Source organism: Streptomyces sp. NPDC029466, assembly GCF_055574515.1.
This window is the reverse complement of the sequence record NZ_JBVHZH010000088.1, coordinates 1-11,806: the sequence shown is the minus strand read 5'-3', so window position 1 is coordinate 11,806 and position 11,806 is coordinate 1. Positions and strand designations below refer to the sequence as shown.

The 11,806-nt window shown below is 68.6% G+C and carries 12 protein-coding genes and 2 pseudogenes; 5 read left to right on the top strand and 9 right to left on the bottom strand.

Annotated elements, in window-relative coordinates; all coding sequences use genetic code 11:
• On the bottom strand, nucleotides 1-520 hold a 520-nt coding region (locus ACZ4XD_RS36400; protein WP_468049719.1), incomplete at its 3' end, for an alpha/beta hydrolase fold domain-containing protein.
• Nucleotides 521-685: 165 nt separating this feature from the next.
• Between ACZ4XD_RS36400 and ACZ4XD_RS36395 the strand changes: the two genes are divergently transcribed.
• Entirely contained in the window at nucleotides 686-1,267 is a 582-nt protein-coding gene (locus ACZ4XD_RS36395; RefSeq protein WP_468049715.1) for a TetR/AcrR family transcriptional regulator, read from the top strand.
• Nucleotides 1,268-1,422: 155 nt separating this feature from the next.
• Nucleotides 1,423-2,655: an MFS transporter gene (locus tag ACZ4XD_RS36390; protein WP_468049714.1), complete on the top strand. Its 1,233-nt coding sequence runs from the start codon at nucleotides 1,423-1,425 to the stop codon at nucleotides 2,653-2,655.
• 297 nt (nucleotides 2,656-2,952) lie between these two features.
• On the opposite strand, the pseudogene ACZ4XD_RS36385 reads toward ACZ4XD_RS36390, so the two are convergent.
• The 4 genes and pseudogenes from ACZ4XD_RS36385 to ACZ4XD_RS36370 form a co-directional block, all read right to left on the bottom strand.
• A pseudogene (locus ACZ4XD_RS36385) lies at nucleotides 2,953-3,272 on the bottom strand (transposase); the annotation flags it as partial.
• Nucleotides 3,273-3,391: 119 nt separating this feature from the next.
• Nucleotides 3,392-3,769, bottom strand: a complete 378-nt coding sequence (locus tag ACZ4XD_RS36380; protein WP_468049713.1) for a VOC family protein — start codon at nucleotides 3,767-3,769, stop codon at nucleotides 3,392-3,394.
• A 67-nt stretch (nucleotides 3,770-3,836) separates the two neighbouring features.
• Nucleotides 3,837-4,241: a hypothetical protein gene (locus ACZ4XD_RS36375; protein WP_468049712.1), complete on the bottom strand. Its 405-nt coding sequence runs from the start codon at nucleotides 4,239-4,241 to the stop codon at nucleotides 3,837-3,839.
• A gap of 248 nt (nucleotides 4,242-4,489) precedes the next feature.
• A complete protein-coding gene (locus tag ACZ4XD_RS36370; protein ID WP_468049710.1) occupies nucleotides 4,490-5,362 on the bottom strand; it encodes a helix-turn-helix transcriptional regulator in 873 nt (290 codons plus the stop codon).
• Between the two features lie 204 nt (nucleotides 5,363-5,566).
• Here ACZ4XD_RS36370 and ACZ4XD_RS36365 point away from each other — a divergent pair, with 204 nt between their 5' ends.
• On the top strand, nucleotides 5,567-6,418 hold the full coding sequence (locus tag ACZ4XD_RS36365; RefSeq protein WP_468049708.1) for an oxidoreductase: 852 nt from the start codon (nucleotides 5,567-5,569) through the stop codon (nucleotides 6,416-6,418).
• Nucleotides 6,419-6,781: 363 nt separating this feature from the next.
• Here the strand turns inward: ACZ4XD_RS36365 and ACZ4XD_RS36360 are convergent, their stop codons facing one another.
• The 4 genes and pseudogenes from ACZ4XD_RS36360 to ACZ4XD_RS36345 form a co-directional block, all read right to left on the bottom strand.
• Nucleotides 6,782-7,291 (bottom strand): hypothetical protein, encoded by a 510-nt coding sequence (locus ACZ4XD_RS36360; RefSeq protein ID WP_468049706.1) that lies wholly within the window; start codon nucleotides 7,289-7,291, stop codon nucleotides 6,782-6,784.
• 20 nt (nucleotides 7,292-7,311) lie between these two features.
• A complete protein-coding gene (locus ACZ4XD_RS36355; RefSeq protein ID WP_468049717.1) occupies nucleotides 7,312-8,385 on the bottom strand; it encodes a DNA polymerase III subunit beta family protein in 1,074 nt (357 codons plus the stop codon).
• Nucleotides 8,386-8,553: 168 nt separating this feature from the next.
• Nucleotides 8,554-8,838 (bottom strand): annotated as a pseudogene (locus tag ACZ4XD_RS36350) (GNAT family N-acetyltransferase); the annotation flags it as partial.
• A 55-nt stretch (nucleotides 8,839-8,893) separates the two neighbouring features.
• Entirely contained in the window at nucleotides 8,894-9,082 is a 189-nt protein-coding gene (locus ACZ4XD_RS36345) for a hypothetical protein (RefSeq protein WP_468049705.1), read from the bottom strand.
• Nucleotides 9,083-9,144: 62 nt separating this feature from the next.
• On the opposite strand from ACZ4XD_RS36345, the gene ACZ4XD_RS36340 reads away from it, so the two are divergent.
• Both ACZ4XD_RS36340 and ACZ4XD_RS36335 read left to right on the top strand, forming a co-directional pair.
• Complete coding sequence (locus tag ACZ4XD_RS36340; RefSeq protein WP_468049703.1) at nucleotides 9,145-9,924, top strand: GNAT family N-acetyltransferase; 780 nt, start codon at nucleotides 9,145-9,147, stop codon at nucleotides 9,922-9,924.
• A gap of 576 nt (nucleotides 9,925-10,500) precedes the next feature.
• Nucleotides 10,501-11,004 (top strand): SigE family RNA polymerase sigma factor, encoded by a 504-nt coding sequence (locus ACZ4XD_RS36335; RefSeq protein ID WP_468049702.1) that lies wholly within the window; start codon nucleotides 10,501-10,503, stop codon nucleotides 11,002-11,004.
• The last annotated feature ends 802 nt before the right edge of the window (nucleotides 11,005-11,806 follow it).

Below are 11,806 nucleotides of genomic sequence, written 5' to 3'. Positions count from 1 at the left end.
GCACCTGCGCCCGCAGTTGCAGGTCGGCCTGCCTGGCGCGGATGGCGGCCAGGGCGGTGACCAGTGCGCCGCAGCTCTCGCCGAACACAGCGATGCGCGCCGGGTCGATGCCCCAATCGGCGGCGTGCCGCACCAGGTGGTCGAGCGCGTCCCAGCCGTCGTCGGCGGCGGCCGACAGCGGAGTGTCCGGGGCGAGGAGGCGGTGCTCGACCGAGACGACAAGGGCCTGCAACTGGGCGGCGAGATGGCTGTTGATCCAGTCGCTCTGCACCGCCGTGCCCACAAACCCGCCGCCGTGGACGTGGAGTATGAGGGGCAGGGCCGCCGCCCGGTCGGCGGAGGCGCCGCGTTCGCGCACCGGCCGGTGGACCCGGACCGGCAGGCGGCGGCCGGGCAGCGCCAGCGACTGCCAGTCGATCGCGGCACCGGGGTCCGGCATCCCGGTGATCGCCCGCATCGCAGGCGACGCCCGCCTGCGGTTCTCCACCTCGCGGTAGGCGGCCAGTTCCTCGGCGGTCATCACCGCCCAGTCCGGCTCGCTCCCCAATGCCTGCTGCCGCAACCCGCTGCTGCTCGCCGACGGCGGCCGCACACCGCTGTCCCCGCTCATGCCTTCTCCTCCCCGAATGGTTCCGCTACCTTAGGTATCGATACCTAAGGTAGCGGAACTAGCTATGGTGAGGGAATGACTCGAACGCCTCCTCCCGCCCGACCGCCCGGACGCCCGCGCGCCGGCCTCGACGCCGAGGTCTTCACCGCCACCCTGAGCACGGTCCACGAAATCGGCTACGCGCGCGCCACGGTCGAGCGCATCGCCGCCGCGGCCGGCATCGCGAAGTCGACGGTCTACCGGCGCTGGCCGTCGAAGGGCGCGCTGATCGTGGACTGCCTCCTCGACGCGTTCGGCCCGGTTCCGCTGAAGGAGGGCGCCGACCGGGCCGAGCTCATGTCCTCGACCATCCGCTGGATCGCGGCGAAGATCGGCGAGCAGGGGGTGGGCGACGCCTTCGCGGGTGTGTTCAGCGACGCCGTCAGCGACCCGGCCCTGCGCGAGATCCTCTCCGCACGGTTGCAGGACCCCTACCGTCTCGCCCTCCAGGACGCGCTCGGCGAACCGGAACACAGGGTCCTGTTCTTCATCGATGTCGTCGTCGGCACCCTGCTCCACCGGATGGGCATGACCGGCGACCCGATGGTCGATGCCGATGTCGACGCCCTGGTCGCGATGATGCTGCCGCACTTCGCCCGCTGCGTCGGTCCGACCTGACGGTGGATCGCCGACCCGGCAAAGCAGACCGATGCTGCGGGCGGCGCAGACGGCGTCGGGCGGGGCTCGCAGGTCACACGACGACGACACGGACATCAGCTCACGTACCACCCGCTGATCACTGACCTTGACGATTCACGAGAACAGGAGGCGCCGTGTCGCGCTCCGAACCACTGCCCCGCACCGTCCGCTTGCTGTTACTCGCCCGGGTCGTCAACCGGCTCGGTGCCTTCTCACTGCCCTTTCTCACCGCGCTGATCAGCACCGACCACGGCGCGAGCCTGACCACCGCTGGGCTGGTCAGCGCCGCCTTCGGGCTGGCGACGATCCCCTCGCGGCTGGCCGGGGGACACTTGGCCGACCGGATCGGCCGGCGCACGACCATCGTGCTCGGGCTCTGCGGATGCGCCGTCGCACAGCTGGCGATCGCGGCCTCCGCGTCGCTCACCTGGGCGGTCGCCGGGGCGGTGCTGCTCGGGCTGGCCTTCGAGCTCTACGAGCCCCCGAGCCAGGCGATCATCGGCGAGTCCGTGCCGGAGCAGCACCGGGTGCGCGCATTCAGCCTGTTCAGCGCCGCGCTCGCGGCGGGCGCCATGGGCGCCGGACTGCTCGCCGCCCTCCTCGGACGCTGGGACCTACGCTGGCTCTTCGCCACCGACGCCGCCACCTGCCTGGCCTGCGCACTGCTGATCCACCTGGCCCTCCCCCGCGACCGTCCCGAACCACCCGGAGAGGAGCAGGACGACACCGCCGTACGACCGCTGCGCGACCGAGCCCTGCTGAGCGTCCTGGCCACCGGCACCGCCTACGCCCTGATCAACCAACAGACCGTGATCACCCTGCCGCTCGCACTCGCACGGCAGGGCCTGCCCGCCGCCGACGCAGGGCTGCTGTTCACCGCCGCCGCGACCACCACCCTGCTCGCCCAGCCGCTGATCCGCCTGCCCTGGGCGACCCGGCTCACCACGCCCGTCGCGCTCGCCCTCGCCCATCTCCTCCTGGCCGCAGGGCTGACCGGCTACGCCCTCGCCCGCACGCTGCCTGCGTTGCTCGCCTCGGCCGCCGTGTGGAGTCTCGGCGATCTGCTGGTCATGGGCCGCGTCTACGCGCTCGTCACCGACCTCGCGCCGCCCGGCGCAAGCGGCCGCTACCTGGCCGTCTTCGGCACCAGCTGGGGCGTCGCCGCAACGCTCGCACCCTTCCTCGGCACCCAGTTGCTCGCCCGCGCGGGGACGACCGTACTGTGGTCGGCAATGGCCGCGTTCTGCCTACTGCTCGCCGCACTGGACCTTCGCGTGACACCGGAGTCTGCCCGGTCACAGCAACGTCGCGCATCAAGGGAGCGCAGGTCGACCAAGCCAGTGGTTGCACCCAACCTGCGACGCTGACCAACAGCAGAAGGGACCGCCACCCGGTAGCCGTGGCGGCTGCGCGGTGCGCTACGCATCGAGCCGTAGCCGCCACAAGCCCTGGAGGCCGGCGCGGGCCCGCTCGCCGCCTGGCTCAACGGCAGCCGACGGCGCTCACCAACCTCGACGAAGTCCAGCTCGAACATCGACAACGTTGCATCGCCGTACGTCAGCGCAGCAACCGACACCATCTCCCTCGCCGCCGGTCAAGACGCCGGCTGCGCAACGTCGCGCCCCCCCCGGAGTCAACCCCCGAAGGACTTCCGGAACCGACCACTTAGTTACGAAGACGGGGTCCTTGCTGAGCCACGCGGCCCGGCAACGGTCCGGATCACAGGTCCACGAACGAGGATGTACCGCTCCCAGTCCACCGCTGCATGCCCGCGCTGGTCGGCATAGGCGAGGTGGACAGTGAACTGGGAGTTCTCGATCCGGTCGGCGGTGCCGGTGTATTGGCGCCGGACCCCGACGCTGCCGGTGTCCTCCTTCACGTCGCCGGTCTCGTCGACGATCAGCACCGCGGCCTCGTCGTGGAGGTGCTCGACGACGTATTCGCGCGCGTCGTCCCGGACGGCGCCGGCGACCCAGGAGGTCCGGCCACCTCGAGCGCTTTCCGCCAACCGGTGGAAACTATGCCGTGGCCTGCGGCCACCCTCTCTTCGTCAGTCCACACAACTCAACGGTGATCAAGGTGCCCCCCCGGCGGTGTTACCTGTCAGTCCCGGACGAGACAAAACGGGTGTCCTGCGGGATCCGCGAAGATGCGCCAACTCCGCTTTCCGTCACCCTCATCGAGTAGTGCGGCGCCCATATTGAGGACGTCTTGCTGAGCTTGGTTCAGGTCCTTGACTCCCAGGTCGAGGTGGAACTGCTGCGGCCGAGCGGGCTCCGACCACCGCGGTGGCTGATAGTCGTCCACCCGCTGGAAGGCCAGCACGAACCCACCGTCGGTATGGAGCGTTGCCCAGGCGTCGTCGAGCGACCACCGCGGGTCCGGCTGGTTCACCACGCCGCCGAGAAGCGACTGGTAGAACCGGGACAGCTCAACGACATCGGCACAGTCCAACACCACACACTGCAGCTTGGCGATCATGAAGGGCAGCGTAGAGCAGCGCCGCGCATCAGCCTCAAACGAGCCTGGTCACGAACTACAGCTGGAGTTAGGCAGCCATGAAGCGGCCCAGCTCACGTGACTTCTGCCGAAGGGTGGCTACCCAAGCCCTCTCAGAGGAGTCGGTGGCCGTCGGAACCTGAACATCCTTGATGCCGTCGCCCTCGGCGAGGGGGACGTCGTCTTCTTGCACCGGAGCTGGACGGGCTATGGGATCTTCGAAGCGACCTTTGTTCCCGTCGATGCCGGCGGCCGGCAGATCGCCGACGCCTTGGTGGAACGCAATCAGGACCGCTATGCGAGCAAGGACGACGAGTACGACTGCCTGATGCTGCAACTGGTGCTCAGCTCGATCGTGCTCGGCGAGCCAGCGCAGGAACTCCGCTCGCAGCTGGTCGAGTTGACCCGCAAGGTGGCAGGTGTCGCAGACGTTCCTGCTGCGCTTGTACAGCACAGCGCCTTGGGCCCGCACTCGGGTTCTTAGCTTGAGTTTTAACCTCTGACTACGTGTTGAGAGTTGCTGCGCGGCACGAATGGGCCGGTCGCATTGCTCTCAATCCCGGTTCTTCCCTCGACGAGGTTTTTCTTTTGGGACACCGGCCGGGCGGTGGGGCGCAAGGTCGGCTGGTGTTCCATCACGCCCATGCCGGCTCATGGGGCGCAGCCACTATGGCCGACCGCTCCTCGCGGACCGGCCGGCGTCTAATGATCTGCGTGCTGCCCATGCGAGGTCTCGGGCTGCCGTATCCACGCGGCAAGCAGCCGAAGCGCCTCTTCGGAGCTGGAGCCTGCCTCGGCGGTGTAGACACTCAGCCGCTGGTCCGGGTCGGCGGGCAGGGTGAGGGACTCGTAATTGAGGGTGAGCGGGCCGACGATCGGGTGGCGGAAGTGTTTGCTGCCATGCGTGTGCCGATACACGTTCTGGTCGGCCCACCAGCGGGCGAAGTCCTCATCCTTGAGGGAGAGTTCGCCGACGAGTTCGGCCAGCAGCGGATCGTGGGGATGGCGTCCGGCGTCGCGACGGAGCGAGGCGACAATGTCCTGAGCGTGGGTGTCCCAGTGGGTATACAGCGAGCGGGCGGTCTCGTCGCAGAACATGAACCGCACCAGGTTCCGCTCGCGGTGCGGCAGTGCGTCGAAGTCGGTGAGCAGTGCACGTGCCATCTCGTTGGACGCAAGGACGTCCAGTCGCCGCCCCAGCACCAGGGCGGGGGTGTGTTCGAGGATCCGGAGCAGGTCGCGCAGCCCCGGGCGGACCGGCTGCGGACGCGTCGCCGTGCGGCGGGGCCTGCCCGCGGCGGGCTTGGCGAGCTGGAACAGATGGGTGCGTTCGACGGGATCGAGGCGTAGCGCGCGGGAGATGGCGTCCAGCACGGTCTCGGAGACGTTCAGTCGGCGTCCGCGTTCCAGGCGTACGTAGTAGTCGACGCTCACGCCCGCCAGTTGCGCGATCTCTTCGCGGCGCAGTCCTGGCACTCGTCGAAAGCCGCCGTCGTCGGCCAGGCCCGCCTGACGCGGGGTGATTCGCGCCCGCCGAGAGCGGAGGAACTCACCGAGAGCTGTGTTGCGGTCCATGCCGTTCACGATAGGGCCCGAGATCCCCCCGATGGCCCGCGAAAGGGGGACTGGCAGGCCCCCGGTCCGGCTGTCCCCGGGGCGAAGCGGACCCCTCGGAAGCCGATCAGCAGCCGATTCCGGTGCTGAAGTGGAACGTGTCGAGACCGACCGGGGCCTGACCGCCCCGGTCGCCTCTGTTCGCATCGCACGAAGGGAACTCCTGTGTCGGACACCAAGACATTCCTGATCACCGGCGTCAGCACCGGCCTGGGCCGCGCACTTGCGCGCGCGGCGCTGGCCGCGGGCCACCGGGTGGTGGGCACGGTGCGCACGCCCGCCGACGCACGGGCCTTTGAGGCGCTCGCCGGCGACGCGCACGCCCGCATCCTGGATGTGACCGAGTATGACGCGGTGGACACGGTCGTGGACGTGACCGAGCGCGAACTGGGCCCGGTCGACGTACTCGTCGCCAACGCCGGGTACGGCCATGACGGCCTCTTCGAGGAGTCGTCGATGGATGACCTTCGCCGTCAGTTCGAGGTGAACGTCTACGGAACCGTGGCGGTGATCAAGGCCGTGCTGCCGCACCTGCGGGAGCGCCGTTCGGGCCACATCATCGCCGTCACCTCGATGGGCGGGCTGATCACCATGCCGGGCCTCAGCTTCTACCACGGCAGCAAGTTCGCGGTGGAGGGCATCCTCGAAACGCTCGGCAAGGAGGTCGCCGATTTCGGCATCCATGTCACCGCCGTCGAGCCGGGCAGTTTCCGGACCGACTGGGCCGGACGCTCGATGATCCGCGCGCCCCGTGTGATCGCCGATTACGACGAGCTGTTCGAGCCGCTGCGCGCCCGGCGCATCCACGGCAGCGGGCACCAGCCGGGCGACCCGGACAAGGCCGCGGCCGCGGTGCTGCGAATCGTGGCGGCCGACCAGCCGCCGACGCGCCTGCTGCTCGGCACCGACGCGCTTCGGCTCGTCCAGTCCGGACGTGACGCCTTCGAGCGCGACATGCTGGCATGGGCCGAGCTGTCGGCCTCCACCGACTTCGACGACGTCAGCCGGCCCGCCTGATGTCACCCGCTGTCGGGCCCCCAGTGCGGGGCCTCGACGACGGCCGTCATCACCAAGCCGGCCCGCTCTTGGTCCACGACAGCCGGACCTGCTCGCAGCCGTTCACGACACCCAGCGCCTCCTGGAAACCGGGTGGAGGTTCAAGCTTAGGGCCCGTCTGCAAAGCCTAACGACACCGTCGCCGCGCCCGATGTAGGTGATCCGGCCTTCGATGTCGTGGTATCCGCTGTCGTCGGTGCGGTAGTAGCCGTAGGCCATCGCCCCCGCGGTACGTACCGGCCTCCCCGGCAGCCGATCATCAGACCGACCGGCCGGGTGGAAAGGTCGAGAACTTCTTGAGGGTGAGGGGCGCGTTCCTCTGCGTCATGCAGTGGGACCAGGCGCTGAAGGCCGCCTGGTGATGTCGCGCTGGGAGATGGCCGTTGCCACCTCCTCAAGGGCAGTGCGCAGGAAGGCACCATATGCGTCCTGAGAGAGGTGGGGGGCATGCTCCATGGCCGCGTTGATGTGCTCGGTGGCCGCGTCGAAGGACCCGAGTCGGCGGTAGTTGTCGGCCAGGTTGAGGTGGAGGGAGGGGTAGAACCCGGCGATGTGGAGGCTGGCGTGGTGTTCTTGGACGCGCTGCTCGGTCACGGCGTCGGCGGCGTCCAGGGCCCGAACGTCCCAGGCGAGGGCCTGGGCGGGATCTTCGTAGAGATCCGCCAGGTAGTGGGCGAGGGAGCAACGGTGCAGCGGGTCGCCGGTGACGCCGACCGCCGACCACAGGCTCTGGAGCTTCTGGCGGGCGGAAGCGATGTCGCCCGTTCGGCCTTCGGTGACGGCTTGGCCGATGGCTTCCATGGTCGGGTCGAGGCTGGCGGGTGCGGTGGTCATGGAGCTCCTCGTTGTCGTTCTCAGACTGAGTGGTCGAATGTGACGGGCATGGCCAGGGTGGTGAGATCGCCGCGGTCGGCGGAGCGGATCGTGACGGGCCGGTCGTTTCCCCTCAGGTCGAGCATCACCTCGGGGCCGATCGCAGTGCTCACGGCGGGATACAACGTGGTCATCTCGAACCAAATCTGGAGAGCCTCGCCCGTCGTGGTGGCTGGGAGCGGGATGCCGGGGCGTCCGTCATCCGCAGACCGGACGTGCAATCCGTGATCGGCGATGTGCAGTGCGATGCGTTCGCCAGGGTGTTCTTCCAAGGCGCGCAGGAGCAGGTCCTTCGCGATCGTGGCACGGGTGGTGACCTCGCCCAGCGACGCGAGCATCAGCCGATAGTCGGGGAAATCATCGGTCAGCAACCGACAATGCCGGTCCTCTCGGTCGGCCATGCGGAGCCAGAGCCCGTGTGGCACCGCTTCGAGGCGGATCAGCGCACTGCGGCGGATCTCGGCGACGGCCGCCCGCAGATCGTCGCCGTTGACCGTGCCGGTCCACGTCTGTCCCAGTGGCTCCAACGGCACCAGGGTCCGGGTAGAGAGTCGGTACCGGTCAGTTGCAGTCAAGGCGACCGCCTCATGACGCGCCTCGATGTGCAGGCCGGCGAGCGCCGGCACCCCCGCCTCGTGTGCGGTCGCGGTCAGGACTTGCTCAACCGCATCCGCCAGTACCGGCCCCTTCAGCGTGGCAATCAGCAGACCGGGCACGTTGCCGCCGAGCGCGGACTTGATGACAGCAGCCTTCTGCAGTGCCGCTGCCGTATCCCTGACCATCTTCGCGACATGCTCATCGAGCAGCCGAGATGCTTCGTCAGTTCCGGCGTCGAGGACCGCCTCGACGGCAGCGAGAGGCATAGCGATCTCGCGGAGCTGACGCAGCGCGGTTGCCCGCGCCACCTGGTCAGCGCCGTAGTAGCGGTAGCCCGAGACCGGGTCGACTTCGGAAGGGGGCAGCAGCCCGGAGTCGGCGTAGAACCGCAACGCGCTGGAGGTCAGGCCACTGCGTTGGGCGAAGACCCCGATCGGCATCAGCTCAGAATTTGGCACCTCGCCATCATTGAGCTTCAACCAACTCGAAGGTCAACATCAACGTGCGGCGTCACCAACCTCATGGTCGGCCAGCAACACCAGATGTGGCGCCCGGCATGCGCGGTGGCAAGGTCGAGGTTGCAGGCCGCTCGCGCGTGGAAGGGGCGGGTACTCCCCGGCGGTTGCTCAACTGGACGGCGTGACTGGAGACCACATGCCGAGCCACTGCTCGGCGCCCCAGGCCTCGAACCGCTCTACCTCCATGAACCCCAGCTTCGCCGCGAGACGCATCGAACTGACGTTGGCGGTCTGGGTGGTGAGCACCACCGGCTCACCGGGCAGCGCGCCGACGAGCCAGTCGAGTGCCGCCGCGCACGCTTCGGCGGCATACCCGAATCCCCACGCCCGCGGCAGGAACAGGTAGCCGAGATCGGCCTTCCCTGCGGCAGCCGGACGATGGTGCCCCGTTGCCAGATCTTCCATCCGCGCACGCTAACAGGTGGTCAACCAACCGAACGGGAAACATTTAGAGCGACCGAGGACAGGTGTCATTGAAGGCGGCGGCTTCTGATCGGGCGTCCCAGCCGTAGCGGTAGCGGTTGCGGTAGCGGTAGCGGGCCTGCCGGATCAGGCAACGCACCGTGACCCACGCGGCGGCGAGGTAGAGGTAGGACTCGACGGTCTCGCTCGTTCGCTGTGCGAACGACCTCCACATGAGGGGCAGGGGGCGGGGGAATCCCGTTGCCGCCTTTGCCTGCTTGGTGATGGAGTGGTCGGATGGATCATGAAGCGGTACTTGCCCTGTTCGACCGGCAGATGCGACAGGACGTGCGACCCGTCGCGCCTGGGGCGCGGGTCGAGCGGATCGGCGACGTGGTGCGGCACGTCGGCGCTGGCAACGACGACTGGAACGGTGTCGTCTGGTCTGATCTGAATGAGGCTACGGCGGAAGCGGCGATCGCGGCACAAGTCCAGCACTTCGCCGCGCTGGGGCGCGAGTTCGAATGGAAACTGTACGGGCACGACCAGCCCAGTGATCTTGCCGGGCGGCTGCGGGCTGCGGGTCTGTCCCCCGAGCCTGAGGAGACCTTGATGGTCGCCGAGATCAAAGACCTTTCCATCGGCGTCGAACTACCTGACGGCGTCCATTTGCAGTCGGTCACCGGCCCATCCGGTGTGGATCTCGCGGCTGACGTCCACGAGCAGGCGTTCGGCACGAGCGCCGTCCGGCTTCGCCACCGCATGCTCTCCCAGTTGGCCGGACAGCCGGAAACCTTCAGCATGGTCGTCGCGATGGCCGGCGACCTGCCGGTGTGCGCCGCGCGGATGGAACTGCACCCGGGCACCGACTTCGCCAGCCTTTGGGGCGGGGGCACCGTGGCCGCGTGGCGAGGGCGGGGCATCTACCGGGCCCTGGTCGCCCACCGAGCCCACATCGCCGCCGAACTCGGCTATCGCTATCTGCAAGTCGATGCCTCCCGCCAGAGCCGCCCGATCCTGCAACGCCTCGGGTTCGCCGTCCTGAGCACCACGACGCCACACGTGTACCAGCCGTAGAGCGCCCCAGGATGGGCGTCATCGCTGGGCCGAGGGTGCTCTACGCCGCGATGACGGCTGGGTCCAGGCCCGGCGGCTGGCCCGCAGGATCCTCGTTGCGGAAATCGGTGACTGGGACCGGCCTCTGCCGGACATCACGGTCATCCGTTGACGGTTTGCCCTGTCAGGCCACTGCCGTCTCGCGCTCGATGGCGCCGAGCCGGTTCTTCAACCTGTAGCTGGGCCAATGCTGCTGATGACGTCGCAGGATGCGGCAGGCGGTCGAGGAGGGTGGTGGCGAGGACTTCTTTACGACACCGCTACCGCTTCAGCCAGTCGGGCTTCGTGAAACCAACACCAGCCGGCGGCGTTCCGGCTCGCCGCCGTTGTGCTCGTGTTCGCCGAGGCTTGCACAGGCGGCAGACAGGGCGAAAGGTCCCGACAGGTACGACGACTGGTGACCGTTGAGGGGTTCTCCACCGACAGGTGGCGAGGGCCCTCCTAGTGATCCATGTCACTTGCTGGGGGTGCATAGCGGCACAGGGGCCAGTGCCTTTATTGAGGGTGTAGGGGCGTGTTGAGGTGAGGGGGACGCTGATGGGGCAGTTGCGGGCCGATGAGTTCGACCGGTTCGTGGCGGCTCGGTGGTCGGCGTTGCTGCACCTGGCGCGGCTGTTCACTGGTGGAGACCGGCACCGGGCCGAGGATCTGCTGCAGGAAGCGCTTGTCAAACTGTGGTTTGCCTGGCCGAAGGTGGCCGAGCAGGCGCCCGAGGCGTATGTGCGGAGGGTCTTGGCCCGTGCTGCGGCTCGCTCGGCACGGCGTCGCTGGTGGGGCGAGCACCCTGTGGACCAGCTGCCCGATCCGCCCGAGGTGGCAGATGAGACCGCTGCCGTGGACGAGCAGACCCGGTTGGAGGCCGTGTTGGCACTGCTGCCGGCGCGGCAGCGGGCTGCGGTGGTGCTGCGCTACTACCAGGACCTGCCCGAGCGGGATGTCGCGGAGGCGCTGGGCTGTCCGGTGGGTACCGCCCGTTCACTGACGACCCGCGGCGTTGCACGGTTGCGTCAGCTTCTGGCTGAGGCAGAGCCGGTGGAGTGAAGAGGGAGCTATGGATCACTTCGAGCAGGAACTGGCGCGGATGATGCGCGACGGCCAGGAGGACACGCTCTATGAGGACCGGCACCGAGACCGACTGCACGCCGGCGTTCGCGCACGTCGGCGGGCTCGAGCGGCCTGGACGGCCACCGGATCCGTGCTGACCGTTGCCGGACTCGGAGTCGGACTGATGGTCCTGCCGAGCTCCTTCGCTCAGGACGGCCCCACCGGCCCTCAGCGCCGCCCCGGTACTCCAGCGGAGTCGGTCCCGATGCCGTCGACGCCCCGCCCCGTGCCCACTGCCACGGGGCCGAAGCCGACTTGTACGTCAACCGCCCGGTCGGTGCCGATGCCGTATCACCTCTCGACCGCCGCGCCTTCGATGCCCACCCGTACATCACCCCTCAAGCCAGTTCCGATGCCGACCTGCACCTCAACTACCGGTCCGGTTCGGACGCCGACACCAACCTCGACCGCCAGGTAGCACCCTGGCCGCGTTCAAGCGGTCCCGATGGGTGGGTACAGAAGCCCAGTTTCCGTAGACCTCGGCGAGAGGGAGACGGCGACTTCGTTTGCGCGCGCACCGCGCCCTGGGCAACCAAGTCGGCCACGGGGCCTGCCTCGGGCCCCGCCGAGCGGGCGAGCTCCGCGCAGTACAGCCCCTAGATATTCGTCGATCCTCAAGACCGTCGCCTCCCGGCCCTGTAAGTGGCGGGAGGCGCAGGAGGCACCGTGCTCACCGCGTTCGCCCGAGCGTTCAAGACGCCCGACCTGCGCAAGAAGCTGCTGTTCACATTGGGCGTCA